Source organism: Haloarcula salina, assembly GCF_049603855.1.
Lineage (GTDB): Archaea > Halobacteriota > Halobacteria > Halobacteriales > Haloarculaceae > Haloarcula > Haloarcula salina_A.
In genome coordinates, this window is record NZ_CP187146.1 from 3,265,484 (window position 1) to 3,292,420 (window position 26,937).

Consider the following 26,937-nt stretch of genomic DNA (forward strand, 5'->3'; position numbering starts at 1 on the left):
GTCAGGTCGTCCGGAGGTGGTCGGTGCGGGGTTCGTACACCTCGCCTTTCTGTTTCAGCTTCTCGATCTCGTGTTCGGCCTTCGACTCGTCGATGCCGACCTCCTCGGCACGTTCGACCACCACGTCGACCGGCGCGCCCTCGTCGTACTCGTCCTCGATGTCGGCGATGATTCCCTTGATGTTCTGGATGCGGTCGCGCTGGCTCTTGGAGGTCCCCGTCTCGACCACGTCGGCGTCGAACTCGCCGGTCTCGGGGTCGACGCCGATCTCTTTCAGGCAGTAGTGGGCGATGTCGACCGCCCGGTCGGCGTCGGCCTCTTCGACGGTATCGGACAGGCGGATACGCGCGGAGGCCTCGGCCAGGCGGACCAGCGCCTCCAGTTTCCGGGCGGTTACCGGCACCGGTGCGTCTTCGTCCTGCCCCTTGAGTCGCAGGTCGACGTAGAAGTCCTCGATGCGGGATTTCGCCTCCTCGGTCATCGTCGGGAAGCAGTTGCGCTTCGCGTAGGCGACGTACTTGCGGAGGAGGTCCGGTTCGATGGTCGGGGCCACTTCCTCGGTGACCGTGTCGACCTCCTCCTCGCTGAAGTTCGAGGTGGGATTCTGCGTCCGGTGGGTGTGGAGTTCGCCGGCGTAGTTGGTCTGGATGATGTGCTCGGCGAGGTTGCGGTCGTCCTCCTCGTTGGGCTTGTCGGTGACGGTGAAGATGAGGTCGAACCGCGAGATGAGCGCCGGTTCGAGGTCGATCTGTTCCCCGATGGGTTCGTACTGGTCGAAGCGGCCGTACTTGGGGTTGGCCGCCCCGAGCAGCGAGCAGCGCGACTTGAGCGTGGCGTTGATCCCGGCCTTCGAGACGCTGATGCGCTGCTGTTCGAGCGCCTCGTGCATCGCCGATCGGTCCTCCGGGCTCATCTTGTCGAGTTCGTCCACCGCCGCGATGCCCTGGTCGGCGAGGACGAGCGCACCCGCTTCGAGCGTCCACTGCTGGCCGTCACCGAAGTCGTCGCGGACGGCGGCGGCCGTCAGTCCAGCCGAACTCGACCCCTTTCCGGAGGTGTACACCGAGCGCGGCGCTATTTCTCGGATATATGATAACATCTGCGAGTTGTGCGAGACGACGCCGTTGGTGAGATAATTGTGCGTCCCCTCGATTTCCAGATCGTAGACCCACTCTTCGTCCGGTTCGACGGCCTCGATACACTCGATCTTGTCCCAGGCTAGATCACCGTCAGCGAGCGAGCGAAGCCCGTCGATATCCCTGCGGAGACTATCGAGACTACCACCGTCTGTGACTGCATCCGATGTATCGGTAGCCGCTCCGTCAAGTTCAGAGAGACGGGCGTCGAACGCATTTACGACCGTTTTGAGACTTTCTCGGCTCGGATTTCGACTGCCACGTTCGTAATGCTGATACGTCGAACGCGGGAGTCCGCAATCCGACTGCGTGAGTCCGAGTGAATCGCGAATCCGTCGGAGTACGACGCCAACATCCGGGACAACATCGAGATTCGGATTCCCGTCAATCCCGTCGAAGGTATCCGCAGCCACCGTCTTCCGGTCCGTGACGAACCCAATACAGTTAACGTACGTTCTGAACGCCTCTCCGGAGATTCGCAGGCGATAGCTCCCGTTTGCGCGCGGCTGAAGCTGTGAGGGGATTCCGAGCGAGAGCAGCATCGTTCGAACGTCCTCCAGTAACTGCTCGCTCATCGAAGCCACAGTTATCTCGCGCTGCGATGCAGAGACGTGGCCCTCACCCTCGATGTATCCCTTCAGGAAGCCAGCAGTGACGTCATCGCTACCGCCCATCAGTTCCTGCGGAACGCGTCGGTTCGCCGAGGAAGACAGCAGCGACTCGTCGAGAGAGCGGAGGAAACTGACGAATTCGCCGGCAGAGCACATCAATTCTCGGGCGTCTTTCCCTTCGTGAGATTCGCGCACCGTGACGTTGAGATTGAGCGACTCCAGAATCTCGGTCGTGTCGTCGAGGACCTCGTCGTCGTTGTTCGTGATCGAGACGAAACCGGTGTTGTCCGACCGCTGTTCGACGTACCCTTCAGCGACGATGTATCCGAGGAGGCGAGCGAGAGCCGGCGTCCACACCGACGGTAACTGGAGGTCGATCCGGTTGTGGGCGTTCGACGTTCGAAACGAGACATCCAGCTCGTCGTTGCCCTCAGTCGGGAGGGTTCGCGGCACTCCGATGAACGTTCCCTCGCCAAGGTTCTCGGCCCGTTTCGCCTGGAATCCCCCGTCGGACTGGACGAACAGCGGATGGGACGGCGTGACTTCGAGTTCGCGACCCGTGGCGGTCTGTATCCGATACAGGACATCCGGTGACCCGCGCTTCCAGACCTTCGTCGCCCGTTGGGGCGCTATCGTCCCGTCGGTCGCTAGCGACGGGACCTCGAAGTCGACGCTGTCCCAGACCCCGTCGTCTATCGGTTTCGGGTCGTCGAGATTCGATTCGACGAGATCACGAATGGCCACGTCACGGCCGTCCGCGAGCGTTACGCGGGTGTCGCCGTGGACGCACTTCCCTGTACCGGGGTCCCCGATCAGCAACATATGGAGGTCCCCACGTATCCGAGATCCGTCAGGAAGGTCCTTGGTCACGCCCGAGAACAGCTGGAGCATCATCGCGAGCTTCTCCTTCTCGTAGCCGTAGATCGAGGGCGCGATTGCGCCGACCATCTTGTCGTAGATGTCGGACTCGTTGGAGAGCTCGACGATCTCCTTCTTGTCGGCGTCGGTGATCTCCATGTCCTCGAACTGCTCGTCTTCGATCTCGACGCTGACGCCCTCCATGTAGATGTCGAACATCGGGGACTTCTCGTTGTCCGATCCCCGCTGGTCGAGCTTGAGGACGCCGGTCACGCGGACGTGGTCGCCGGCGGTCACGTGGCCGGTGATGTCGTCCTCGATGTTCACGTCGATGGACTGGGGCGTCTCGCCGCCGCGCAGTCCCTCCGGGGACTCCTGGACGCGGATCTTCTGGGCGTCGATGAACTGGGACTGCTCGGTGTTGAGCCGGAACGGACCCTGGCGCTCACAGCCCTGGCAGTCGTGGGGTTCCTGGAAGTCCCCGGCGGTCTGCGGGATGCGGGTGAGCGTCCCGCAGCGCTGGCACTCGAAGGCCGCCTCGACGACCTTCGGGCGCACGTCGGTCGCCTTGCGGACGATGCCCTGGACGGCGATGAGGTTGCCGTGGTGCTCGTGGCGGATGTCGCGGATGTCCTCCGCGTCGGGGAGGTTCTGGACGCGGACGTGGGCCTGGCCGAGCGACACGTCCACGGGGAGGTCGTACAGCCGGAGCGCTTCCTCGGCGTACTCCTGGAGCTGTTCGGGCTTCGTTCGGTAGTCGTCGGCCAGGTCGGGGTCGAAGCGGTAGAGGTCGTCCCAGTCGACGTAGAGAGACTTCTGGTCGTTTGGGTACTTCTGGGCGAGCTCACCGATCTCGTTGCGGTAGTAGTTGCGGTAGAACTCCTCGAAGCGGTCGATGAGTTCGGTGTTCTCGGCGGTCGCCATCTGAGTGGACAGTGGTTGTTCCCACTCGCCTAAGAAGGTTCGCAAAGGTCGGTGAAAGTGACCGATAGGCGGACGAAAGCCGGAATCACTACCGAACAGCGGGCGGAGTACTCGGCTGTCTCGAACCGCTCTCGGGCGTCACGCACCGAGGCTTCGAATCGCCTCGTAGCACGCGCCGATGGGGTGGTAGCCCGGTTCGACCGCCGGGCCGTCGCCGGTGGGATACGCCTCGTTGTCGGCGTCGACGCGTTCGTACCAGGCGCCGGTCGGCGCGACCAGCGTCTCGACGGCGTAGTCCCAGAAGCGGTCGTACCACTCTCGGTACGTCTCGTCGCCAGTGCGTTCCGCGAGCGCGGCGGCGGCACCGATTGCCTCCGCGACTGCCCAGCCGTACCTGTCGTCGACCACCGGGGCATCGCTCTCGTCGAGAGTGTAGGAGAAGCCGCCGCGGTCGTCGTCCCAGCCGTCGAGTGCGATGTCGAACAGTTCGGTGGCGCGCTCGGCCGGCCAATCGGCGTCGTGGTGGCGGTCCAGAATCGAGAGGGGTTTCGCCCACTCGGCGTGGTGGCCGGGCTGGTAGCCCCACGGCCGGAACTGGTGAGCCGGGTCGTCGCGGTTGTATCCGAAGTCCGGCGTCCAGTCGGCGTCGTAGTGCTCCCAGAGTCGGCCGTCGGACTCGCCCGCCAGATCGACGCATATCGACTCCGCGACGGTCGCCGCGCGGTCGAGGTACCGGTCCTCGCCGGTGACCTCGTGGGCGACTAGCGCCGCCTCGCAGGCGTGCATGTTCGCGTTCTGGCCGCGGTAGGGCTCCGACTCGCGCCAGTCGGCGTCGTACGCGCTCCGGTACAGGCCGTGGTCGGGCTCGTAGAAGTGGTCGTCCAGCAGCGCCCAGCTTTCGTCGAGATACCGCTCGGCGTTCGGCACGCCCGCTTCGGAAGCGCGTGCGTACGCGAGGACGACGAAGGCGTGGCCGTAACAGACGCGCCGCGACTCGACCGGTGCGGTCCCCGAGAGCAGCCAGTGGTACCCGCCGCGGTCGGCGTCTCGAAACTCCTCGCGGAGGAACGCCACGCCGCGCGCCGCGGCCTCGGACCACCGATCGTCGCCGAATAGCTCGCTCGCCAGCGCGAAGTTTCGCGTGAAGCGCGCCGTCGCCACCAGGTGCTTGCTGTCGCGGTCGTACACCGCTCCCGTCTCGGCGTCCAGTTGCGCGACGAACCCGCCGTGACGGTCGTCGAGACAGGTCGGGTAGTAGCAGTCGAGAACGTCACGGATTCGCTCGCGGAGCCACGCGCTGTCGGCGTAGTCTGCCATATCGGTGCCTCGACGCACGGGAGTACCAAGTTTGGGGCGGTCGCTCTCGGGGCGGTCGACAGAACAGATGGGATCGCTCGGATTTGAACCGAGGGTACGGGCACCCAAGGCCCGAAGGTTACCAAGCTACCCCACGATCCCGTGCCCTATATCGTCTCGACAGTGAGTAAAGGGTTTCGTTGCCGAGCGACTGTGTCACGCGGGCGCGAGGCCCCAGAAGTACGCGATCCCGAGCGTCGTGACGACCGCGAAGACGGCCTGGAGCGGCGCGCCGGCGCGCAGGTAGTCGCTGAAGCGGTAGCCACCGGGCCCGTAGACGAGGAGGTTCGTCTGGTAGCCGACGGGCGTCATGAACGCCGTCGACGCGGCGAAGGTCACGGCCAGCACGAACGCGAAGGCGTTCGCGTTCAGTTGCCGAGCGGCCTCAACGGCGACGGGGATCATCAGGACGACGGAGGCGTTGTTGGAGATGACGTTGGTCAATAGCGCCGTGACGACGTACATGAGGCCGAGCACGACCAGCGCGGGCAGGCCCGGCGCGGCGAGGACGAAGAGTTCGGCGAGCAGGTCCGCGCCGCCGGTCTCCTGGAGCGCGATGCCCAGTGGGATGACGCCGGCGAGCAGGAAGATCACGTCCCACTGGACGGCGTCGTAGAGTTCCTGCGGGCGGAGACAGCCGGTCAGTAGCATCGCGAGCGCGCCGGCGAGCGCGGAGACGACGATGTGGATCGGCGTCAGCGCCGCGGCACCGACTACGGCGGCGACGATGCCGACGGCCACAGGAATCTTCGACCGGCGGAAGTCGGGGCGCTGGACCTCCTGAGCGACGATGAAGTCGTTGTTGCGGTTGAGGCGGTCGATGCTGTCGGCCGTCGCCTGGACGAGCAGCGTGTCCCCGATGCGGAGGCCGACCCGGTCCATGCGCTGGCGGTACAGTTCCTGCCCGTGGCGCAACGCGAGCACCGTCGCGTCGTAGCGCTGGCGGAAGTTCGAGGAGGCGAGCGTCTCGCCGATGAGCGAGGAGCCGGGCGCGATGACGACCTCGACGAGGTTCTGGCGCTCGCTGGCGGACTCGAGTTCCGCGTCGTCGACCTCCACGTCGGGGAGCAGGTCCAGCCCCTCGGCGTCCAGGAGTTCGACGAGCGTGTCGCGGTCGGTCCGGACCGCGAACACGTCGCCGCCCCGGATGGCCTTCTGACCGAACGGTTCGAGGAACGTGCGTTTGTCGCGAACCAACTGGACGATGTCCACGTCGAACTCCGACAGTCTGAGCGCCTCCTCGACGGTCTGACCGACGAGCGGGGAGTCCTCGCGGACGACGACCTCGGTGAGGTACTCGCCCATCTCGAACTCGTCGGTGAGGTCCTCGTCGGCGGGGATACGGGCCGGGACGAGGTAGCGCCCGACGGTGAGGAGGTAGACGGTGCCGACGACGGTCACGACGATCCCGAGCTTCGTGAACTCGAACATCCCGAAGGGGTGGCCGAGCAGTTCCGCCGACAGCTGGGAGGCGAGGATGTTCGTCGACGTGCCGATGAGCGTGAGCATCCCGCCGAACATCGAGGCGTACGACAGCGGGAGGAGGAGTTTCGAGGGCGAGAGCTTCCCGGAGTGGGCGATGTCGGAGACCATCGGCAGGAGGATTGCGACGGCGGCGGTGTTGTTGATGAACCCGGAGATGGGTGCGACCAGCCCGACCGTCGCGCCCAGTTGCCGCGACTCGCTCGTTCCGGTCAGGGAGGCGATCTTCGCGCCGAGGATCTGGACGATGCCGGTCCGCTGGACGCCGTCAGAGAGGATGAACATCGCGAGCACGGTGATCGTCGCCGTCGAGGCGAATCCGGAGAGCCCGCGGTCGAGCGGCGAGACGCCGTCGCCGGGCTGGTGAAGGACGTAGACGGGGTCGGCGAGCAGACCCGCGTCGGCCGCCACCGTCGTCACCGGTTCGGCGAGCATCAGCGCGACCATGACGCCGATGGCGGTCACGTCGACGGGCAGCGCCTCCGTCGCGAACAGCGCCAGCGCCGCGACGATGACGGCGAATACGAACAACATCCCCGGCGTGATCGGTGGCAGCGGCACGTCTGTGGCGTACGCAGCCAGCGGGAAAAGGGTGTGCTGTTTCCGCCAGAGACGAGACGCAACCCGAGGGCGCCCGACGTTTATCCCCGTCCGTCCCGAACGGTCACGAATGGGACTGTTCAACGATCTGGGACGAAAAGTCGAGGAGCTGAAACGGGAGGTCGAGAGCGCGTCTGACGACGAGGCGACACACCGCTGTGACGCCTGTGAAACGCTCCTCTACACGGACCACGACGAGTGCCCGGAGTGCGGCGAGTCGTCGGTTTCGCCTATCGAGACGGCGTGACCAACCGGCGGTGCTCTGCGGTGGCAAGGAGCACCTATCGCGTCGGCCCGTCGCGCCCGAGGTCGGAGAGCAGCGCGTCGTAGCTCCGTCCGAATACCGGTCGTTGCCGGAGCGACGTGATCGCCACGTCGTAGACCGGCACCGCGAACCGGCCCTCGGTCCCGCGGACGACGACGGCCGCGTCGTGGTCCGTGTCCGCGGTCCACTCGCCGTCGAGGTGGCGGACGAGCACCTCGCCGAAGTAGCTCCCGAGTTCGGTGACGACGCTCGTGAACGCCCGATCGTCGAAGGAATCTTCGCTCCCGAGCGTCGTCTCGGCGAAGCGCTCGTCGTCCCACTCCTCGGCGACGAGGTCGTCGAGTCGCGACAGGGAGTCCGGCGAGAAGTCGAGGTCGTGCTCGCCCCAGAACTCGGCGAAGTCGACGGCCGTCTCGGCGTGCTCTGTGCGGACACCGTCCCACGAGCCGTCGGACGGGGCTGACTCGGCGGCGCTCGAAGCGACGGCGTCCTCGCCTTGGCCGTCGTCGGTGGCTGCTGGCGAGCCGTCCGACGCCGCGTCGGCTTCCGATTCCGTTCCTTCAGGGCTCCGGTCCGCTTCTTGGCCGGGGTTCGGGTCTGTCTCGGTCTCTGACTCCGAGGCCGTCTCGGCTTCGGGCTCCGAGGCCGTCTCGGTCTCCGGCTCCGGGGCCGTCTCGGTCTCAGGCTCCGGGGCCGTCTCGGTCTCAGGCTCCGGGGCCGTCTCGATCTCCGACTCCGATGCGTCGACACCATTATCGACTGTCTCGGAGCCCGCGGGCGAGTCCGGTGACTGCCGGTCCGGTGACAGCTCTTCGTCGGCCGATTCAGCGGGCGTTGCGTCCGCTTCGGTGGCCGGCGCGTCCGCCTCGCCGGACCCACCCGAGCGTGTCTGCGCCGTCTCGCTCGGGTAGTCAGGGTCGTCGTCTGTCTCGGAAAGATCGTCGTCGGCACCGGGTGCGTCCACATCGGCCTCGCCGGGCTTCGACTCGGATTCCCCTCCCGCAGACTCGGCCTCGTTGTCGACGAGCCGTGTCGGCTTCGTGACGGCGTCAGCCACGTCGCTCTCGTCGGCGTCTGCCGCGTCATTCTCAACGGTGTCAGCCGGGTCACTCTCATCGGCGTCTTCCGCCGCCTCACTCTCATCCGAGTCCTCCGGCGCGTCACTCTCCTCGGTGTCGTCAGCCGCGTCACTCTCAGCGGTCGGCTCGCGCTCCTCCGCCGATTCGGGTTCGAAAGTCCCGTCCCCATCGTCGCCGGACTCGCTCGCGTCGAGGTCGAGCGTCGATTCGAGGCGCTCTATGAGCGCCGCGAACACGGGTTCGTCGCTAAACGAGCGGACGGCCACGTCGAAGACGGGAACGGTCACCTCGTCGTCCGCGCCCGAAACGACGACGCCCCAGCGCCCGTCGGTGTCGACCCACTCGGCGTCGTAGGCCCGGACGAGCACCTCGCCGAGGTAGCTCCCGAAGCGGACGGTGTTCTCGGTGTAGGCCGTCTCGCCGGCGTCCGGGCCGGCAGTCCGACCCTCGTAGTTCTCCGCGATCGCCGCGTCGAGTCGGGCGAGCGCGTCCGTCGAGAAGTCGAGCGGGGCAGCGTTCTCGACAACGGTGTCGGCGTGCTCGCGAAACGCCGCGGGGTCCATCTCGCGCGTGTCGAGCACGGTCGGCCCGTCATCGGAACTGTCGCCGGCGGACGCGCCGTCGGACGCCTGCCCGCCACCGTCAGCCACGTCGTCGGTCCCGACGGCGCGACGAATCGTATCGAACAGACCCATGGGCACCGGAAGCACGCGCCGCTACAAGAAGGTACGGCGAAAGGATACTCGGTCGACAGGTCCCGACGGCGGGATCAGTGCTCGTCTCGCAGTTCCATCTCGGCGACGATGTCGTAGGGATCGTGCCCCTTGCGGATGCCGTCGAGTAGCTGGAACGCCTCGTCGGGCGCGAGGAAGTGCCGCGTCACCGCCCGGCCGAGCGGCGTCGGGTCGAGACCGTCGATGAACTCGTATTCGAGCAGTTTGCCGAGCGCGTGCTTCGTCGGAATCTCGCCGACCATCCGGTCGTTGAGGCGCTTGGCCTGCGTGCCGGCGACGGTGACGTTGGCGAGCGTCTCCTCGACGGCCGCGCCCTCGTCGTAGCGGGTGACGACCGGTTCCATCTCGCCTTTCAGCAGCTTGAACGCCACCTCGTCCTCGGTCATCTCCATGCTGTTGTGATACGAGCAGTCCGGTTCGACCAGCAGGTAGACCGTCCCCTTGTCGTGGTAGTCCGGGCGGCCGGCGCGGCCGAGCATCTGGTGGAACTCCTGAACCGTGAGCCACTCGATGCCCATCGCCAGCGAGTCGAAGATGACCTGCGAGGCCGGGAAGTCGACCCCCGCCGCGAGCGCCGCCGTCGTCACGACGGCCGCGAGGTCCTGGTCGGCGAACTGCCGCTCGACGCGCTGGCGCTTCCGGTTGTCCAGCCCGGCGTGGTACGGCGCGGAACTGTACTCCAGCTTCCGCGAGATCTCGTGACAGCGACGCCGCGAATTGGTGAAGATGATGGTCTGGCCGCGGTAGCCCTTGCTGGATTTGTTGTCGAAGGCCCGCTTGACGAGCTTCTTTTCCGTCTCGATCTTCTCGCGGCCGTCGGCGAAGGTGACGTGGCGCTCGATGGGGACCGGGCGCTCCTCGAACTCGATGAGCGTGGCCCGGAGCTTCTCGGCCAGTTGGCCGGGGTTGCCGACGGTCGCAGAGAGGTAGATCCACTGCGTGTCGCCGCTGTCGGGCGAGCCGCCGGTTTCACAATAGTACTTCAGCCGCGAGATGAGCCCGTCCAGCCGGTGACCGCGCTCGTCCTCGCCGAGCGTGTGGACCTCGTCGATGACGACGGTTCCGACGTTGCCCAGGTCCTTGCCCGTTCGGAGCGCGTGATCGATGCCCTCGTAGGTTCCGACGATCACGTCGGCCTGGGGGTCGAAGCGGCCGCCCTCGTCGGCGATGCGGCTCGCGCCCACCCGGAGTGACACGTCGACCATGTCGCCGTAGCGGTCCCGGAACTGCTCGTACTTCTGGTTCGCGAGCGCGACCAGCGGGACGAGAAACAGCATCTTCCCCTTGTTGTTGAGCACGCGGTCGATGCCGGCCATCTCGCCGACGAGGGTCTTGCCCGTCGCCGTCGCGCTCACGACGAGCTGGTCCTGTCCCGCCGTCGCGCCGTGTTCGACCGCGAGGCTCTGGACCGGCAGCAGCGTGTCGAAGCGCGATTCGAGGTGCTGTTGCATCCCCGGGTGGAGATTCAGCGAGTCCACCGGGACCGGGTCGACCTCGTCGACGGTCGCCGAAATCTCGTCGAACTTCGTCAGATCCGGGTCGAGCTGTCCCGAAAGGAGGTTCGTGATGCGTTCGAGGTCCTGGACCTCCAGCAGGAGGTCTTCCAGTCGCTCGCGGGCGTCGGCGCTGATCGACCCCTTGAACGCGAGTTCGCGGTCCAGTTGCTCGCGGGCGCAGTCCGGGCAGATTGTCTCGTCGTCGCTCTCGATGGCCGTTTCGCTCGTTATCGGCGAGTAGCGGCCGTCGGACGCACAGAGCCGGCAGGTCCGGACGACCTTGGCGTCGAGCTGGTACCCGTCGAGCATCTCGCGGACGCGGTCGCGGGCCGGCTGACTCGTCTGCTGGGAGATGCGGATGCGGGCCGCGCGGCGGGCGAGGTCCACGAACTGGTCGGGCGAGCGCAGTTCCTCGTCCGCACCGTCCTTGACCCGGAGGCGACGCGGGCGGGGGCCGGCGTCGGTCGCTTTCAGTTCGAGGACGGCGTGGAACAGCCGGTCGCCGTCGCGCTGGGCGACGACGCGGAACTCCTCGCCGTGTTCGTGCAGGAACAGCGTCTCCACCTGCGCGGCCTGCTGTGACACAGCCGTATCGAGGGGCCTGCGCTACTTGAGCGGTTCGGACTGGTGCGGACTGCCGTCCCCGGGTCGCGCGGTGACCGGCCTGAATCGGGCCGCCGTCTCACTCCGCCAGCCGAATCTCGTCGTCGTCGCCGGTCGGGACCGCACAGATGAACGCGCCCTCCTCGTCGCCGTCGTTTCGGTACCAGTGGACGGCTCCGGCGGGGATGTGGAGGCTGTCGCCCGCCTCGACCTCGTACTCCTCGCCCTCGATGCCGACGGTGTAGCGTCCCGAGAGGACGTACTGCTCGTGTTCGACCTCGTTCGTGTGCCTCGGGACGCTGCCGCCGGGGGCGAGCGTGAAGCGCCTGATCGCCAGGTTCGGTGCGCCGTGTTCGGCTCCAACGAGAACGCCCTTCGACAGTCCCTCGGCCGCGTCGACGGCCTCGTACTCGACGTCTTCGGCTCGGCGAACGAGTGGGTCGCTCATAGACGGCGGGAGGCGGGCCGCGCGGAAAGCGGTGTCGGCGCGCCCGGAGCCGCAAGGGGGCTTAAGGCCGTCCCCCGCCAACTGTTTCGCATGCGTCGGTTTCGTATCGGGAGCGTGTTCGGGATCCCCATTCAGCTGGACCTGACCTTCCTCCTCGTGTTGCCGCTGTTCGCCTGGATCATCGGCACGCAGGTCGAACAGACGACGGAGCTGTTGAACGGGACGCTGAACGCCGGCCTGGACCCGTCGGTCCTCACCGGCGGCTCGCTGGTCTGGGTGCTCGGAATCGGCGCCGCCGTCGGGCTGTTCGCCGGCGTCGTCCTCCACGAGCTCGGCCACTCGCTCGTCGCCATCCGCTATGGCTACCCCATCGACTCCATCACGCTCTGGCTGTTCGGCGGCATCGCCCAGCTCACCGAGATGCCGGAGGACTGGAAGCAGGAGCTCGTCATCGCCATCGCCGGTCCCATCGTCAGCGTCGTCCTCGGGGCGCTGTGCTACGTCGGCTTCCTGGTCATTCCGAACACCACCACGACGGCCGTCACAGCCGTCGCCTCCGCGCGGTTCATCCTCGGCTATCTCGCCGTGATGAACCTCGCGCTCGCGGCATTCAACATGCTCCCCGGCTTCCCGATGGACGGCGGCCGCGTCCTGCGCGCGCTGCTCGCGCGCCGTCGCCCCTACGCTCGCGCGACGAAGATTGCCGCCGAGGTCGGCAAGCTCTTCGCCGTCTTCCTCGGGCTCACCGGCATCTTCGTCGTCGGCAACCTCTTTCTCGCCGGCCTCGCCTTCTTCATCTACATCGGCGCGGAGGGCGAGTCCCGACAGACGACGATGCGCGCGGCCTTCGAGGGCGTCACCGTCGCGGACGTGATGACGCCCGCCGACCGCGTGACGACCGTCTCCGAGGACGTGTCCGTCCGCGAGCTCATTCAGACGATGTTCCGGGAGCGCCACACCGGCTACCCCGTCGAGCGCGACGGCGAGGTCGTCGGCCTCGTCACGCTCGAAGACGCCCGCGCCGTCCGGGAGGTCGAGCGCGACGCCTACACCGTCGGCGACGTGATGACGACCGAGATCATCACGATCAGCCCCGACACCGACGCAATGGACGCGCTGACGACGCTGCAGGGCAACTCCGTCGGTCGCCTGCTCGTCACCGACGCCGACGGGCAGTTCCAGGGCCTGCTCACGCGCTCGGACATCATGACCGCCCTCTCCATCATCAAGTCCAGCAGCGACTACGCCGCCGTGGGCGAGGCGGAACCGGAGACCGTCCGGCCGGACTCGCGCATCGAGCGCTGAGACGGACCACCGCCTCAGCCCGCGAGGTACGACCGCGCGTTCTCGTCTGAGACCTGATCGAAACGCTCGTAGAACTGCCCGACGGCGCGAAACGAGGACGGCGTTTCGAGACAGACGACCTCCTCGACCAGCGATTCGAGTTCGGTAATCGTCCGCGGTGAGCCGACCGGCACCGCGAGGACGATTCTTGCTGGGTCTTCGCCCCGGATACGCTCGATACAGGCCCGCACCGTCGCGCCCGTCGCCACGCCGTCGTCGACGAGACACACCCGCTTGCCGCGCAGTTCCGGGGGCGACCGCGACCCGCGATACGTCGCTTCCTTTTGCCGGGCTGCTTCGGCCGTCTCCAATCGCGTCCGCTCGACGTACTCCCGACTGACGCCGCGGCCGTCGATCGCCTCGTCGTTCAGCCAGACCGACCCGTCCGAGGCGACCGCGCCGACGGCGAACTCCGGGTTGTCCGGCGCGCCCATCTTCTGTGCCACCGCGATGTCGAGCGGGACGGAGAGCGCGTCGGCGACGGCGCGACCGAGCGGCAGCCCGCCCCGCGGGATCGCGAGCACGATGTCGATGCCGAGGTCGCGCTCGCGCAGCGCCGTACCGAGCCGTTTCCCGGCGTCCTCCCTGTCCGCGAACCGGACCGGCTGGCGGTTGCTGTCCACCATATCCTGTCGTACGCTACCACGGGACAAATAGTTCCGTACCTGGGCTCTCGCTCGACCCGACACGCCCCCGTCGCGACTCGACAGCCCCGTTACTCGTCCCGGAGCGCCGCCGCGACGGCTTCGAGTTCCGCCTTCCGGAACGCGTTCGCGCTCGCCTCGGGGTCGACCTCGTCACGCTCGCCGATCCGCCAGAGGATGCCGGCCCGCATCTCCGGCTTCGACGGGAGGCCGTTCGACCCGATGTCGTACCCCACCTCCTCGCAAATCGCGGCGAGCGCCTCCTTCGTGAAGGCGGTCGACTCGACGCGTTCGTACCGGCCCACTGCCTCGCGAATCTCGTTTCGCAGGTCGTCGACGGTCGGTGACATACCCGCACTGGGGGCGGGCGGCGTCCTGTAAGTTCCGGTCAGGCCGGCGTCCCGCCGGTCGTCGAATCGAGGGGGCCGGCACGCCACCGCAACGCCGCCCGCGAGACGTGCCCGAACTCGGCCCGGCGATGACAGCCGGGACACAGCGACACGACGTTGTCCATCGTGTGTGCATCCCGGACGGTGAGCGCCGGCACCGCGGCGAACAACCGCACGGGAAGGATGTGGTGCACGTCCGGATTCCGCCCCAGGTCGTCCGCGTCGGTGCCACACAGGACGCAGGCGTGGCCGTCGCGTTCGAGCGCTCTCTCGCGGACCGCCTTCCATCCCGGCCCGTAGTCGCCGACGCCGCCACCGCGCCAGTTCGGATGCCCGTCACCGGTGAACGCCTCCGAGAGCCACTCGGCGTGGCAGTCGCGGCTGCAGAGGACGATTTCGCTCTGGATCTGACTGGGGTACCGTTCGACGTGGGAGTCACAGTTGTCACAGGAAAAGGATAGTTTGCCGCCCTTCCAAGCGGGATGGGAAGCACCGGTCTGTTGCGGCGGGTCGCGCCAACTGCGATGTTCGACGCACTCAGAACAGTATCGACCCGACTTGTTCGATGGATAATAGTCGAAGGGTGCCTGACAGATGTCGCACGTCGTCTGCTCCATCGCGTCGGAGTAGTTCGGATTCGCCGCGCCTTCGTATGTTACGGCGTCATCGTGGCACGATTGCGAACAGTACGCCCGGTCGTAGTCACAGTAAAACTCGTCTCCGCAGTGATTACATTCCCTGTTCGGTAATCGCCGGTCGTGAACCCGGCTATGATGGACTCCCAATCCGCGACGGCTATCGAATGTCCGTCCACAGGTGGGGCAATTATGTTCAGACATACCCCAGAGTCCATCCCGATATCGAGTAAAACTGAGCCCCCCGAACTGAAAGTGAAAGTGACGCCGCTACGATATCACAGAAGATGTTAGAATTATTATACAGTCCGGGTGCGGGAATTGAACCCACGTCTCAGCCACCACAAGGCTGAAGGATACCACTACCCCAACCCGGACGCGCCTGCTGAAGCAGTCATAGCTATTCCGCTGGAACGGAAATACGTTACGAATCTGGGGGCGGTGTGCCGTGAGAGCGCGTGACAGCGGTGGAACGCGCGGGGAGCCGCCGCGGTGACCAAGCGCTTCGAGACGCTTTTGGGCGGGCGGCCCGTACGACGCGATACGCGTGGCCATCACGGACAAGATCTACGTCAAGAACCACCAGCAGCTCGCCTCCCAGCTGGAGACGAGCTTCCCGAAGGGGGCGTTCAAGGGGGCGACGCTGGACATCCTCTTTCAGGGCGAGGGGCTGGCAAAGCTCGACGAGGCCTCCCGAGATCGAGTGCTCGACTTCGCCGAGGACTTCCTCGACTGCGACTGCGAGGCCAACCCCCACTGTGGCTGTGCCGAGCGGAAGTTCATCGCCTATCTGCTGGAACTGCGCGAGCAGGGCATGGGTCCCGACGCCATCGTGGACGTGATGAGCGACGAGTACATGCTATACGCGTATCCTGGCGACGTGCTCTCGTTTCTCGACAACTCCGTGCGGACGCTCGAAGCGGTCGAGACGCTGGCCGACGTCGACGGGCGCGACGACGTGGCCGAAACAGTCCAGCGGCGGCGAAACCACCTGATGTAACGGCCTCGAAGGAAGCGGCCGAACGTTCTGGAGACCGTCACTCGCGCCGAACGAGCGAATCGTCGGCGAGGTATCGCTGTAGCACGTGCGCGTCTTCTTCCAGCGTCTTGAGATGGCCACGCAGGAGTTCGCTCGTGGCCTTGTCGCGAGCCTGCTCGGCCAGTTCGACGTGTTCGCGCAGCTGGACGGCGAGCGTCGCGTAGCCGTCGAGGTCCCGTTCGAGCGACGACCGCACGTCGAAGCGGTGGGGCGTCTCGATGGTCATCGGGGCGTGCTGGCGGACGCCCATCGGCCCACAGACCGGCACGCCGCCGAGCGCGTGGACGCGAATCGCGACGTCGTCGGTCATCTCGGCGATGCGGTCGGCGGCCGCTTCGAGGAACGCGGCGACGTCGCCGAACTCGGCCCCCTCGACGGTCCAGGCGTGTTTCCTGACCTGATTGAACAGGAGGTAGAACCCCGAGAGATCGGCGTTCAGGGCCGTCACCAGTTCTTCCGCCGCGGCCCGAGTCATCCGCAGTTCGTTCTCGCTGACGGTTCCCCACGCCTGTCGGAGGTGCTCGTCGTCGGGCTTCCGAAGGTGTGGTCGACTCGTCATGGTCGGTCGACCTCCTCGGGCCGGGCGAGCGCGTCGTCTTCGAGGAACTGCTCCAGCACGTGCGCGTCGTCTTCGAGCGTGGTCAGGTGGTCCCGCAGGCGCTCCGTCGTCCCCGAGTCGCCCACGTCCGCGGCGACGTCGACGTGTTCGCGCATGCCCGCGACCAGCGTCGCGTAGCCGTCGAGGTCGCCCGCGAGCGAGCGCCGGAGGTCGTACAGACCCTCCGCCTCCAGGTGGACCTCGGCGTACTCCTGTATCGTCGGGGGCGTGTTCGGCGGGATGCCGCCGAGTTCCACGATGCGGACCGCGAGGTCGTCGTTGATATCGCGGACGCGCTTGTAGGCGTCCTCGAGGAACGCGGCGACGTCGCCGAACTCGGCACCCTCGGCCGTCCAGTAGTGCTTTCGCAGCAGGTAGAAGAGATTGAACGATCCCGCGTAGTCGACGGTGAGGGCCTCCACGACCGCTTCGGCGTCGGCACGGTCGAGTCGCTGGCCGGTTTCCTCGACCGTGCCCCACTCTTGGCGGCGGTCGCCGCGTTCCGGCTCGCGGATGATTCCGAGTTGGTCCTCCGTCATCCGTGCACCTCACCCACCGCTCCCGTGAAACTCACAGTCATGTGTCGACCTTGGTGAGCGCGCCAGATAAGTATTGTCAGCACGGCAATGGTTTAGGGCAGCCCAAAGTGCGAGACTGGAGGGAGGGGATAAACCGCCTTGGTGGTCGTTCGTTCGCTACGCTACTGGTAGTGAGATTCGATACAGGAGAAATAGTCAATATAGCTAGAGGAATCGCGGGCGACGCGGTGGGCGACCGTGTTCAGGTGTCGTCGAAGCTACCGATTCGGTACGAGGCGTCCTCGTCTTCGCTCTGGTCGAGGTCTTCGAGGTGGATGACCTCGTCCTGGTCCATCTCGTCCAGTTGCTGGCGGAGCTTCGTGACGTAGCGCTTGTGCTCTTCGAGCTGTTCACGGAGGTGTTCGGCTTCGAGTTCGAGCCGTTCGTGCTCGCGGACGAAGCTCTTCGGGACTTCGACCTTCGGCGGGAAGCTCTCGGCGCTGCGCTCCGTGCTCTCGTCGTCGAACTCGTGTTCCGGCGCGACTTTCACCTGGCCGTCGTGGGAGACGAGCGTGTCGACGTAGTCTCGAAAGACCGCGGACAGCGAGATGTCCCGCTCCTCGGCGATCTCGCGGAGGGTCTCGAACTTGTCCTCGCTGACGCGAAAGGAGATGGTCTTGTTTTTGTTACCCATAGTTGTGTGATATTCACCGAGCATCGTATTTAATCGTTTGTCAGACATTCACCCTATCGCCGGTCGGCGGACCGACGCAGTTTATGTGGACGGGGTTCGGGGACCCCGACAGACATGGCGACAGATTTCGACGCGACCGCGCACCACCACGGCCTGATCGTGAGCGACCTCGACCGAGCGATCGAATTCTACCGAGACGTCCTCGGTCTCGACGTGCTGACGCGCTTTACCGTCGGCGACGAGGCGTTCGGGACCGCCGTCGGTATCGACGGTGCCAGCGCCGAAATCGTCCACCTGGACGCCGGCGGCGCTCGGCTGGAACTGGCGACCTACGAGCCGGAGGGGGAGGCGATAGACCCGGCGCTCAATCAGCCCGGATCGACCCACTTCGGACTCGCGGTCGACGACCTCGACGCGGTCGCCGCGTCGCTTCCGGACGACGTCGAGACGATCAGCGGCCCGCAGACCACCGAGAGCGGGACGACGATCATGTTCCTCGCGGACCCGGAGGGGAACCTGGTCGAACTGCTAGAAACGTGAGAAAATCGCCGGCCGGTCAGTCGGCGCTGGCTTCGGCCTGCTCGTCCTGCAGGCTTTCGAGCGCGCCGACGACGGACTGCCGGTAGTTCTCGATCGAGAGCTGGTCGTACTCCTCGTCGGCCATCGCGATGTACTCGTCGACGGCCGGGTCCTCGAGGTCGGCGTCGCCGTAGCGCTGGATGCGGTCGAGCGTCCGCTCTGCCGTCTCGACGACCCAGCGGTCACGCGTCGCCTCGTCGACCTCCGAGATGGACTCGGGGCGGATGGAGACGTTCACGTCGCCCTCGTCGGTCTCGTAGGTCCGCGGTTTGCCCACGACGGCGACGTACGCCGGCGGCTCCAGTTCGCGCAGCATCGAGGCCGCGTCGGGCTGGTACTGCCCGGCGTACATGAAGAACGTGTCGCCGTTGGGGTCGACGACCCGTCCCTGCCAGTACTCGCTGTCCTCGCCCACGTCCTCGGTCTCGGTGAGCGTGCCGACGACGAAGACGCGGTTCGCCCGCTGTCCGGTCGGCAGGAGGACGTACACCGGCGCGCGGTCGTCGTCCGACTCCTTGAACGTGTAGCTCGCGTCGTTGAACTCGCGTGCGAAGACGCGCCGGGCGACTTCGCGGGTGGGTGTGCTCGCCATCTAGATCGACCTCGCTTTGATGAGAATCTCGTCTGCATCCACCGGCCCGGTGAGGCGCTCCTGCTCGTCGGCGAGCAGGTAGCGGCCGAACGTCGGCCCGCGGACGCGGTAGTACCGCCCCATGATCTTCTGTCGCATCTCGTCGGCGACGACGGTCGTGTCGAGCGCGTCCATCGCCATCTCCTTGCCCTCTTCGAGCGAGATGCCGGTCAGTTCCTCGGTCGCCTCCTCGTCGAAGATGACCTCGGTGACGTCCTCGCCGTCGTCCAGGACGCCCTTGATGCGGAGGTCGAACTCGCCTTCGACCTCACCGTGTTCGCTACAGCGGCCGTTCTGGAGGACGCGGGTGCACTCGTCCTCGGGGCAGCGCTTGATCAGGCCGGACCCGGACTGGATGTCGACCAGCGCGCCCTCGGCCTCGACGCTGTCGTCGCCGACCTCGATCGCCTCGTCGAGTTCCTCGATGGTCGTCGTCCGGTTGAGCTTCACGGAGAAGCGGCCCTGGTACTCGTCGGTGACGACGTTGCGAAGGGCGTAGGATTTCCCCTCTTCGAGCGAGGGGAGGTCGGACTTCGACCACTTGGTGAACTTGATCGTCCCCGTCTCGTCGCCCAGCAGGCCGACCTGAGCGACCGCGTCGGCGCGGGGGTCCCAGAGCTCGACCACGGTGACGCGCATGTCGACCCACTCCTCGGGGGCGTCGACGTCAGCGACGTTCACCTGCTCGTTCCCGCCGCCACCGCCGCCGAGCTGGTCGCGGTCCATGCCGGCCTCGTCTAAGTACGTGTTGACGACGCTCCGGCGGGCCTCGCTGATCGGGACCTGGTAGTCGTTGACCAGCGTGTCGAGCCTGTCGACGACGTCGTCGACATCGATCTCGAGCTGGTCGGAAAACTGCTCGTGTATCTCTTCCGCGTGTGTACGCAAATCTGACTCAGTCATTGGCTGTCACTGTCTCCGCCTGGTTTTCGTTGGGAGACAGGTGACGGTTGGTCGGCTTCGGTTATAAACACTCGGCTGGCGGGGTGAAAGTGAAACCGATCCAGGGAGTGGGGCCGAGCCGCCGAGCCTCGCGCGAACGGTGTAGAGAGGGGATCTATGTGCGAAAATTAATACTCATGCGACAGTATTCAGACACGTGGTGGGTTCATGACCGAGACGGGCGGCCGGATTCAGGTGCTGCACGTGGACGACGAACCGGACTTCGCGGAGACGGTCGCCGCCGTCATCGAGCGCGAGAACGAGCGCTTCAGCGTCGCGACCGCGACGAACGCTCGCGAGGGACTGTCCCGGCTCGCCGAGGGCGGCGTCGACTGCGTCGTCTCCGACTACGACATGCCCGAGATGGACGGCATCGAATTCCTCAGGACGGTCCGCGACGAGTATCCAGAGCTCCCGTTCATCCTGTTCACTGGCAGGGGGAGCGAGGCGGTCGCGAGCGAGGCCATCTCGGCCGGCGTCACCGACTACCTCCAGAAGGAGCGCGGGCTCGAACAGTACTCGCTGCTCGCCAACGACATCGAGAACGCCGTCGAGCGAGCGCGCGCCGAGCGAGCGCGCGAACGGCACCTCGAAGCGATCGAGACCGCGCGAGAGGGCATCAGCATCCTCGACGAGAACGGCACGTTTCGGTACGTCAACGAAGCGTACGCGGATCTCTACGGGTACACGCCCGAGGAGATGCACGGTGAACACTGGGCGCTCATCTATCCGGACGACGAAGTCCACCTCGCGACCGAGGAGATCCTCCCGGCGGTCGCCGAGGAGGGGTACTGGCACGGCGAGAGCACGGGCCTGCGGGCCGACGGGAGCACGTTCACCGAGGACCACGTCGTCTCCCAGACGGCGAGCGGCGACCTGGTCTGTACGGTTCGGGACCTCACGGACCGACGCGAGCGCGAGGACGCACTCCAGCAGCGGACGCGAATGTTGGAGGAAGCCCCCGTCGGCATCACGCTCAGTGACCCCTCACGCGAGGACAACCCGCTCGTGTACGCCAACGAGCGGTTCGAGGAGCTGACGGGCTACGACGCCGAGACAGTCCGGGGCCGCAACTGCCGGTTCCTGCAGGGCGAGGACACGGCTCCCGAGACGGTCGCGGAACTGCGCGCGGGCATCGCCGACCGGGAGCGCGTCACGGTCGAACTCCGAAACTACCGCGCGGACGGCTCGGAGTTCTGGAACCGGGTCACGGTCGCACCCCTCAGAGACGCGTCCGGCGAGGTCACGAACTTCGTCGGCTTCCAGGAGGACGTCACCGAGCGCAAGCGCCACGAACGACGGCTCGAAGCGAAGACGGAACGGCTCGAACGGCTGGCCAGCGCCTTCAGCCACGACCTGCGCAATCCGCTGGACGTCGCCCGCGGCAACCTGCGGCTGGCGCGGGCGGAGTGCGACAGCGACGCCCTCGACGACGTCGAGCGCGCTCACGAGCGGATGGCCGCGCTGATAGACGACCTGCTGACGGTCGCCCGCGGCGGCGACCCGGTCGACGACGGGGACCAACTTGACCTCGGCGCGCTCGTCGCCGAGTGCTGGCAGGGCGTCGCGACGAAGGACGCGACCCTCGACATCCAGGCCGACCGGACGGTCGAGGCCGATCGGAGCCGCCTGCGCCAGTTGATCGAGAACCTCCTGCGGAACGCCGTCGAACACGGCGGCGAGGGCGTGACGGTGACCGTCGGCGACCTCGAAGGCGGCTGGTACGTCGAGGACGACGGGCCGGGCATCCCCCCGGGCCATCGCGAGGAGGTGTTCGAGGCCGACTTCTCGACGGGAGAGACGGGGACGGGATTCGGCCTGCGGATCGTCGAACAGGTGGCAGGCGAACACGGCTGGTCCGTCCGGGTGACCGAGTCCGATGCCGGCGGTGCGCGCTTCGAGATTACGGGCGTGACGGGCGAGGAGTGACCGTGCGGCGGCCCGCGCGAGAAGATTGATTTGTCGCCGGGCACAACGGACAGTATGGCCGACGACGAACGCCTCGGGCGGTTTATCAAGAGCACGCTCCAGTCGGCCGGCCGGCAGCTCTCGGACGCCAAGCGCGCCTACCGGAACGGGAAGCGCTCGGCCCGGGCCGGTCTCCCACGGGACGACGAAGGGCGGGCGCGAATCGTCTGTCGCCGCCACGCCGAGTACCGAGCCACCGCGATGGACGAGGAGTCCCGGCCCGTCTGTTTCGACGCCGATCACCCGGACTGTCAGGGCTGCGTCGAGGACATCCGCGACGGGACGATCGAGACCTGGTGATCGGGTCCGGGAGCTGTCGAGGGGCGGGACCCGCGACGGAACCGCCTAGCTCCGCATCGCGCCGCCGTCGACCGGGATGGCCGTCCCGGTGACGTACGACGAACGCGCCGAGGAGAGGTACGCCACCACGTCGCCGAGTTCCTCGGGCTGACCGACGCGTTCGAGCGGCGCGTCCGACCACGACTCGATGCCCTCCTCGTAGGAGTCGTACTCGCCGCGCTCGACGGCGGCCTCGACCAGTTCCTCGATCCGCGGCGTCTCGTGTGCGCCCGGCAGGACGGCGTTGACGCGGACCTCCGGCGCGAACTCCCGGGACTGGGTCTTCATCAGGCCGATGACGGCCCGCCGGACGGCGTTCGACAGCACGAGGTCGTCGATGACCTCCCGCACCGACCGGGACGTGATGTTGACGATGGTCCCGGCGTCGGAGTCGCGGAGGTGCGGGTAGGCGGTCCGCGTGGTCCAGACGGCGCTCATCACCAGCAGGTCGTAGGCACTGTACCACTCGCGCTCGGTCGTCTCCATGAACGGGCCGGGGGCCGGGCCGCCGGCGCTGGTGACGACGTGGTCGAGGCCGCCGAAGGTGTCGACGGTCTGCTCGACGAGCGCCTCGATCTGATCGGGGTCTGTGATGTCCGCCTCGACGGCCAGCACGTCGCCGTCGCCGACCGATTCGAGTCTGTCGCGGGCCGCGTCGACGTGGTCCGGCGTCCGGCCGCAGATCGCCACGTTCGCGCCCTCGGCGGCGAGGGCTTCGGCGCTCGCGAGTCCGAGTCCGCTCGTCGCGGCGGTACACAGCGCTGCGTTGCCTTCGAGTTCGAAGTCCATACCCGCAGAAAGAACCGACTGTCCCAAAGGTCTCCCGGCTAGCGCTTAGCTTCCCCAGAAGTTGTCCCGGCTCCCCAGCCGGCGGTCGTCCTCCTCGTCTTCGCCGTCCGCCGTCGACGCCTCGGGCTCGTCGTCTTCGGCGTCGTCCTCGTCCAGTTCCAGGCGCTCGATTTCGTCGGCGCGCGCGTGGTTCGAGTGGACGTTCGTGACCTTGACCAGCGACCGCGCCGGTGGGAGCACGCCGTCGACCATGATGATGAAGCCGTCTTCGGTCCGACCGACGCCGGCGCCGCTCTCGTGGATGTCCTCGACCGTGACCTCGACCTCCTCGCCGATCTTGACCGGCTGGCTCTTGAGGTCGGAAATTGGCTGGTTGTAGTGGTTGCACCACTCGGCACCACCCCGGTCGCCGTAGTGCGTACAGCCCATCCCCTCGATCCGTTCGGTGAAGCTGGGACAGTCGTCTGCGAGCGGACAATCGGGCATGACTCAGCGTAGAGTGGCCGCTGGCAAAACGCTTGCGACCCCGCGTTCCCGGCGCTCACCGCAGTATTACGTTTGATATTTTTGCCGACACACACTTTACGCCGAGCGGCTGGGTGTCGCGTAGGAACCCGACGAGACATGAACTCCCGGCCGCTGACAGCACTGTGGTGCCTGTTTCTCATCTGTAGCGCCGCCGCCGGGACGGCCCAGGGCGCACCCGCACCGCAGTTCGCAGACCCCGACACGAGGACGATCGACGCTCGGTACACGGTCGACCGGCTCCCGGACCGACCCGGCCTCGTCCGCGTGACCGCCCGGATCGACCGGCCCCGACAGGTGACGACGCTCTCGGTCCGTCCGCCGTCGAGTGCGACCATCGAGCGCGCGACCGGGCTCGACCCTGACGGAGCCCGGTGGCAGTTCACCGGCGAGACCGATTCCGCACGGCTGGTCTACACCGTCCCGGTCGGCCTGACGACGACGTTCGGCCGCCGGACCGCCGACACGGCCAACTGGACGCTGCTGGCCCGCCAGGAGGTGTCCCTGCGCGCCCGGTGGCGCTGGCACCTCGGGCCACGGCCCGTGTGGAACGAGACGCTCGCGCTCGCGCCCGGTCAGGACGGCGTCGCCGGCGAGACGGCCGCCTACATCGGCCCCCACGAGACGGCGACCAGAACGGTCGACGGCGACCGCATCACCCTCGTCGTGCCCGAGAGCGCCGACCTCCGTCCCAGTCGGACGGCCGTCCTCGACACCGTGAGCCGCGCGAAGCTGGCCTCGCGGGCCGGCCCGGACCACGACCACGTCCGCGTGTTTGTCGCCCCGAACGCGCTGGCCGCCGGCGGCTACACCCCGTCGAACGGCGAGCCCGACGTCATCGTCAACGCCGGCGAGCCGGTCCGCTCCCCGATCAACGTCTGGGTCCACGAGTACCGCCACACCCGCCAGACGTTCGAGACGACGCCCGAGATGGACTGGCTCGACGAGGGCAGCGCCGAGTACCACACCGCCGCCCTGACCTACCGCCAGGGCGCGATCGACGCCGAGCGGTTCCGAGACCGGGTCACGTCGGACCGCCACGCGTCGGCGGACCTGACCCGTCCCGAGGAGTGGGCCAGCCCCGCCGTGCCCTACGACAAGGGCACCCGCACCGTGGCCGCCATCGACGCCCGCGTCCGACTGGCCACCGACGGCGAACGGACCTTCGAAGACGTACTGGTCCGGCTCGTGGCGCGCGACGAGCGCGTCTCGCTCGATGCGTTCGCCGAGACCGTCTCCGCCGTCGCCGACGACGACCTCGACGCCTTCGTCCGGCAGGCTGTCACCGGCCCCGCGCCGTCCGTTCGGACCGACGCGCTCACCGACAGCGAATCGACGCGGCGCGGGTCCGCAGACACCGCACCGCGAGCGACGAACGCTGCACCCGTGTCGAGCGAGCCGAGCGCCACCTCGACCGCTGCCATCGACGGTGACGCCCAGCGCTTCGGGCCGCCGGTCTCGGGCGAGCGCACCGTCAGTCCTGGCGGGTGGCTCGCGCTCGTACTGGTCGTCGTCACGGCGCTGGTCGGGCGTCAGTTGTAAACACCGGGATTGCCTCGGTGGACTGCTGAAACCGTCGGCAATGGAGTCTCCGTTATCGCGGAGAGAGGAAGCGCCCCTTGTCGGCGATTTGGATTCACACGAAGACGCTCCCGAAGAGGAGCTAGACGGGACGGGGAATGGTGCGAACGACGCGGAATCTACGGGGAACTCGTGAATACTGCGCAAGAATGCTTACTGGATGAAGCAACAGGACGATAGAATACTCGAATATCTCGACGAAGAAGGCCGGGTGTCGCCCTCGATCATCGCCTCACAGGCCTGCATCGACATTTCAGAGGGGCACGTCCGCGACCGACTGCTGATGCTCTGGTACGTCGACTTCGTGAGTTCGATGCACGGTGATCTGTTCGAGATCACGACGGACGGGATGCTGTATTTAGACGGTCGGATTGATGCCGCGAATCGGCCGGTGCCGACGGTTGACAGAGTATTTCGGAATAGAAGGAGTCAAGCGATCTGATCAGACCCACACAAATGGTGGGTGGGTCGGTGGGTGGGAATCTCAAGTCGGTTGATAGGCAGTAGAAGTATTATTTTTAATATCAAAGTTGATTATTTAATGTGGCAGGATAGATTCTGACAACTCGCTCTTGACCGCGATCCAAGTTTTCGTAGTCAACAGTGGGATATTGATCTTCTAATTCTTCGACAAACTCATCAATTGTGCTCTGGCAAACACTCCCAAATCCACAAATATCAACAAAGTCCAATCTTAAGTTATATCTTTGCTGTTTATAAGCAGCTGCTCGGAAATCTTGCTCTACTTCATAGGTAGAATCATCCTCATTTACGAAGACAGCAATCAATTTCTCGCCAACAGTAATTTCGAATTCCCTACGATAGCTTTCAGGAGTGTTACCCGTTCTAGATTCCAACACGTCATGTAGGTTTTGAAAATATCGGTCTTGATCAAAATACCCAGAAGATGCCAGATGGGCAACGTAGTAGGCCTCATATCCATAGCGATCTTTCAATTCTCGTTTTTCCTCATTAATATCGAAGTCAGGATATTGATGGTTATTTTCTGATATTTGTCTTAGATATAAAGAGCTTCGTAACAGCGAGAGATAGTGTTCTGAGATAATTCCATCAAAAAATCCGACAATGTCGTCAATAGTCACGGTATCGGTCGCTTCTAGAGCCCTTGTCTGTTCATGTTCTATAGTCCGATCTACAGATCCACTTTCTCGTTTAATCTCTCTAGCTAATTGGTTAAATAAGGCATATTCATCACCCTGTAATTGGTCAGGATAGATAACACAGCGATCCTGTTCAATTAGAAGCTTATCACCCTGTTCCCCTGACTCCACAGACAGCTCACTATTCTCAAGGTCTCCGACATCAATATCATCACCAATAGTTAAATCAATATCATTCCCAATGTTTACTTCATCAGGGGATAATGCGGAGATTAAAGCAACGAGGGTTTCACCAGCGCCCATATTTTCCTCTATGAACGCTGCCTTTCAACGTGCTTCACCAGAGAGTCGAAATTATCGTCAACGAAGATTGTAGATCCCTCTTCAATGATTGCAACATTTTCAGCCTTGATTTCTTCCCCATCGGGGTTAGTGACTCGCTCTCCGGAATCATCAACTACATATCCTTCATTATCAATGGAGGCCCCAAAGCTCGCTAATATGTGTTCTGTCGCATCAGGTTCAAAGGTCATCTCCATTGTAGTTTTCGCCTCTGGTTCTCAGCGTGAGTGGCACTAGTAGACCGGAGGGTTATAATATTATGGTTCATACTGGCAGACTAGTTTGAAATAAAGCTATCAGTAGGATAGCTTCCTGTTCAAGGCTAAGTATAGTCTTAGTATGGAGAGATCACTCTGGTCCACAATTTTGTAGTAGACTGAGGAGTTCGGACCATTCAATATCTTTCTCGAATAGCCCTGCTCGAAGGTTCCACGACCACGGCGCGGCGTCATCAGGATCATAGCCAGTTGCCTTTTCAATCTCTTCGAGGCTGCCACCGAATAGCCGGTCAGTCGGCGCGTCAGCATCAGCAGGCCACGTCTCGAAGAACTCCGCGCTCTTCTTGGCCGCTTTGTACATCGCCAGTGTCGAGAGGCGCTTCCGCTCGGGATGGAGGTCCTTGCCGGTGTGGACGACGACGGCCTCCATATCGACGCCGATCTTCGCG

The 26,937-nt window shown here is 65.4% G+C and carries 27 protein-coding genes and 2 tRNA genes; 8 read left to right on the top strand and 21 right to left on the bottom strand.

Annotation, left to right across the window (positions count from 1 at the left end; translation table 11 throughout):
• Position 1 precedes the first annotated feature (1 nt).
• The 4 genes from ACOZ4I_RS16740 to ACOZ4I_RS16755 form a co-directional block, all read right to left on the bottom strand.
• Positions 2–3,529 carry an LAGLIDADG family homing endonuclease gene (locus ACOZ4I_RS16740; RefSeq protein ID WP_424001563.1) on the bottom strand — a complete coding sequence of 1,176 codons (3,528 nt, stop codon included), beginning with the start codon at positions 3,527–3,529 and terminating at the stop codon, positions 2–4.
• 138 nt (positions 3,530–3,667) lie between these two features.
• Entirely contained in the window at positions 3,668–4,846 is a 1,179-nt protein-coding gene (locus ACOZ4I_RS16745; protein ID WP_424001565.1) for an AGE family epimerase/isomerase, read from the bottom strand.
• 68 nt (positions 4,847–4,914) lie between these two features.
• Positions 4,915–4,987 (bottom strand) — tRNA-Pro (locus tag ACOZ4I_RS16750).
• Between the two features lie 54 nt (positions 4,988–5,041).
• A complete protein-coding gene (locus ACOZ4I_RS16755; RefSeq protein ID WP_424004829.1) occupies positions 5,042–6,901 on the bottom strand; it encodes an SLC13 family permease in 1,860 nt (619 codons plus the stop codon).
• A 136-nt stretch (positions 6,902–7,037) separates the two neighbouring features.
• Here ACOZ4I_RS16755 and ACOZ4I_RS16760 point away from each other — a divergent pair, with 136 nt between their 5' ends.
• A complete protein-coding gene (locus ACOZ4I_RS16760) occupies positions 7,038–7,214 on the top strand; it encodes a hypothetical protein (protein WP_424001567.1) in 177 nt (58 codons plus the stop codon).
• 34 nt (positions 7,215–7,248) lie between these two features.
• On the opposite strand, the gene ACOZ4I_RS16765 is transcribed toward ACOZ4I_RS16760, so the two are convergent.
• The 3 genes from ACOZ4I_RS16765 to ACOZ4I_RS16775 form a co-directional block, all read right to left on the bottom strand.
• A complete protein-coding gene (locus ACOZ4I_RS16765; RefSeq protein WP_424001569.1) occupies positions 7,249–9,006 on the bottom strand; it encodes a hypothetical protein in 1,758 nt (585 codons plus the stop codon).
• A 74-nt stretch (positions 9,007–9,080) separates the two neighbouring features.
• Positions 9,081–11,126 carry a DEAD/DEAH box helicase gene (locus ACOZ4I_RS16770; RefSeq protein ID WP_424001571.1) on the bottom strand — a complete coding sequence of 682 codons (2,046 nt, stop codon included), beginning with the start codon at positions 11,124–11,126 and terminating at the stop codon, positions 9,081–9,083.
• A 97-nt stretch (positions 11,127–11,223) separates the two neighbouring features.
• Positions 11,224–11,592, bottom strand: a complete 369-nt coding sequence (locus ACOZ4I_RS16775; RefSeq protein WP_424001573.1) for a cupin domain-containing protein — start codon at positions 11,590–11,592, stop codon at positions 11,224–11,226.
• Between the two features lie 90 nt (positions 11,593–11,682).
• Here ACOZ4I_RS16775 and ACOZ4I_RS16780 point away from each other — a divergent pair, with 90 nt between their 5' ends.
• Complete coding sequence (locus tag ACOZ4I_RS16780; protein ID WP_424001575.1) at positions 11,683–12,897, top strand: site-2 protease family protein; 1,215 nt, start codon at positions 11,683–11,685, stop codon at positions 12,895–12,897.
• A 14-nt stretch (positions 12,898–12,911) separates the two neighbouring features.
• Here the strand turns inward: ACOZ4I_RS16780 and ACOZ4I_RS16785 are convergent, their stop codons facing one another.
• The 4 genes from ACOZ4I_RS16785 to ACOZ4I_RS16800 form a co-directional block, all read right to left on the bottom strand.
• Positions 12,912–13,559, bottom strand: coding sequence for a phosphoribosyltransferase (locus tag ACOZ4I_RS16785; RefSeq protein ID WP_424004830.1), 648 nt, complete (start codon positions 13,557–13,559; stop codon positions 12,912–12,914).
• Between the two features lie 92 nt (positions 13,560–13,651).
• Positions 13,652–13,930: a hypothetical protein gene (locus ACOZ4I_RS16790; RefSeq protein WP_424001577.1), complete on the bottom strand. Its 279-nt coding sequence runs from the start codon at positions 13,928–13,930 to the stop codon at positions 13,652–13,654.
• A gap of 38 nt (positions 13,931–13,968) precedes the next feature.
• Entirely contained in the window at positions 13,969–14,586 is a 618-nt protein-coding gene (locus ACOZ4I_RS16795; RefSeq protein ID WP_424001579.1) for an HNH endonuclease, read from the bottom strand.
• Positions 14,587–14,910: 324 nt separating this feature from the next.
• A tRNA-His gene (locus ACOZ4I_RS16800) sits at positions 14,911–14,981 on the bottom strand.
• Positions 14,982–15,151: 170 nt separating this feature from the next.
• Here ACOZ4I_RS16800 and ACOZ4I_RS16805 point away from each other — a divergent pair.
• Positions 15,152–15,604, top strand: coding sequence for a DUF5814 domain-containing protein (locus tag ACOZ4I_RS16805; RefSeq protein WP_424001581.1), 453 nt, complete (start codon positions 15,152–15,154; stop codon positions 15,602–15,604).
• Positions 15,605–15,641: 37 nt separating this feature from the next.
• On the opposite strand, the gene dpsA (ACOZ4I_RS16810) is transcribed toward ACOZ4I_RS16805, so the two are convergent.
• The 3 genes from dpsA (ACOZ4I_RS16810) to ACOZ4I_RS16820 form a co-directional block, all read right to left on the bottom strand.
• Positions 15,642–16,202, bottom strand: coding sequence for a DNA starvation/stationary phase protection protein DpsA (gene dpsA / locus ACOZ4I_RS16810; RefSeq protein WP_424001583.1), 561 nt, complete (start codon positions 16,200–16,202; stop codon positions 15,642–15,644).
• On the bottom strand, positions 16,199–16,780 hold the full coding sequence (gene dpsA, locus ACOZ4I_RS16815; RefSeq protein WP_424001585.1) for a DNA starvation/stationary phase protection protein DpsA: 582 nt from the start codon (positions 16,778–16,780) through the stop codon (positions 16,199–16,201). The genes dpsA (ACOZ4I_RS16810) and dpsA (ACOZ4I_RS16815) overlap by 4 nt, the downstream gene beginning before the upstream one ends.
• Positions 16,781–17,021: 241 nt before the next feature.
• A complete protein-coding gene (locus tag ACOZ4I_RS16820) occupies positions 17,022–17,453 on the bottom strand; it encodes a CopG family transcriptional regulator (RefSeq protein WP_424001587.1) in 432 nt (143 codons plus the stop codon).
• A gap of 114 nt (positions 17,454–17,567) precedes the next feature.
• Here ACOZ4I_RS16820 and ACOZ4I_RS16825 point away from each other — a divergent pair, with 114 nt between their 5' ends.
• Positions 17,568–17,993, top strand: a complete 426-nt coding sequence (locus ACOZ4I_RS16825) for a VOC family protein (RefSeq protein ID WP_424001589.1) — start codon at positions 17,568–17,570, stop codon at positions 17,991–17,993.
• 16 nt (positions 17,994–18,009) lie between these two features.
• Here ACOZ4I_RS16825 and ACOZ4I_RS16830 read toward each other — a convergent pair whose 3' ends face one another.
• Both ACOZ4I_RS16830 and ACOZ4I_RS16835 read right to left on the bottom strand, forming a co-directional pair.
• Positions 18,010–18,624: an RPA family protein gene (locus ACOZ4I_RS16830; protein WP_424001591.1), complete on the bottom strand. Its 615-nt coding sequence runs from the start codon at positions 18,622–18,624 to the stop codon at positions 18,010–18,012.
• Entirely contained in the window at positions 18,625–19,566 is a 942-nt protein-coding gene (locus ACOZ4I_RS16835; protein ID WP_424001593.1) for a replication factor A, read from the bottom strand.
• A gap of 207 nt (positions 19,567–19,773) precedes the next feature.
• Between ACOZ4I_RS16835 and ACOZ4I_RS16840 the strand changes: the two genes are divergently transcribed.
• Together ACOZ4I_RS16840 and ACOZ4I_RS16845 are read left to right on the top strand one after the other, a co-directional pair.
• Entirely contained in the window at positions 19,774–21,534 is a 1,761-nt protein-coding gene (locus ACOZ4I_RS16840; protein WP_424001595.1) for a PAS domain S-box protein, read from the top strand.
• Positions 21,535–21,588: 54 nt separating this feature from the next.
• On the top strand, positions 21,589–21,873 hold the full coding sequence (locus tag ACOZ4I_RS16845; RefSeq protein WP_424001597.1) for a DUF7091 family protein: 285 nt from the start codon (positions 21,589–21,591) through the stop codon (positions 21,871–21,873).
• Positions 21,874–21,918: 45 nt separating this feature from the next.
• Here ACOZ4I_RS16845 and ACOZ4I_RS16850 read toward each other — a convergent pair whose 3' ends face one another.
• Positions 21,919–22,701, bottom strand: a complete 783-nt coding sequence (locus tag ACOZ4I_RS16850; RefSeq protein WP_424001599.1) for an SDR family oxidoreductase — start codon at positions 22,699–22,701, stop codon at positions 21,919–21,921.
• Positions 22,702–22,746: 45 nt separating this feature from the next.
• Positions 22,747–23,187, bottom strand: coding sequence for a TRAM domain-containing protein (locus ACOZ4I_RS16855; RefSeq protein ID WP_424001601.1), 441 nt, complete (start codon positions 23,185–23,187; stop codon positions 22,747–22,749).
• 138 nt (positions 23,188–23,325) lie between these two features.
• On the opposite strand from ACOZ4I_RS16855, the gene ACOZ4I_RS16860 reads away from it, so the two are divergent.
• Both ACOZ4I_RS16860 and ACOZ4I_RS16865 read left to right on the top strand, forming a co-directional pair.
• Entirely contained in the window at positions 23,326–24,768 is a 1,443-nt protein-coding gene (locus tag ACOZ4I_RS16860; protein ID WP_424001603.1) for a hypothetical protein, read from the top strand.
• A gap of 199 nt (positions 24,769–24,967) precedes the next feature.
• On the top strand, positions 24,968–25,249 hold the full coding sequence (locus tag ACOZ4I_RS16865; RefSeq protein WP_424001605.1) for a hypothetical protein: 282 nt from the start codon (positions 24,968–24,970) through the stop codon (positions 25,247–25,249).
• A gap of 82 nt (positions 25,250–25,331) precedes the next feature.
• On the opposite strand, the gene ACOZ4I_RS16870 is transcribed toward ACOZ4I_RS16865, so the two are convergent.
• The 3 genes from ACOZ4I_RS16870 to ACOZ4I_RS16880 form a co-directional block, all read right to left on the bottom strand.
• Positions 25,332–26,231 (bottom strand): hypothetical protein, encoded by a 900-nt coding sequence (locus ACOZ4I_RS16870; RefSeq protein ID WP_424001607.1) that lies wholly within the window; start codon positions 26,229–26,231, stop codon positions 25,332–25,334.
• Positions 26,232–26,239: 8 nt separating this feature from the next.
• A complete protein-coding gene (locus tag ACOZ4I_RS16875) occupies positions 26,240–26,461 on the bottom strand; it encodes a hypothetical protein (RefSeq protein WP_424001609.1) in 222 nt (73 codons plus the stop codon).
• Positions 26,462–26,618: 157 nt separating this feature from the next.
• Entirely contained in the window at positions 26,619–26,918 is a 300-nt protein-coding gene (locus ACOZ4I_RS16880; protein ID WP_424001611.1) for a hypothetical protein, read from the bottom strand.
• Between the last annotated feature and the right edge of the window lie 19 nt (positions 26,919–26,937).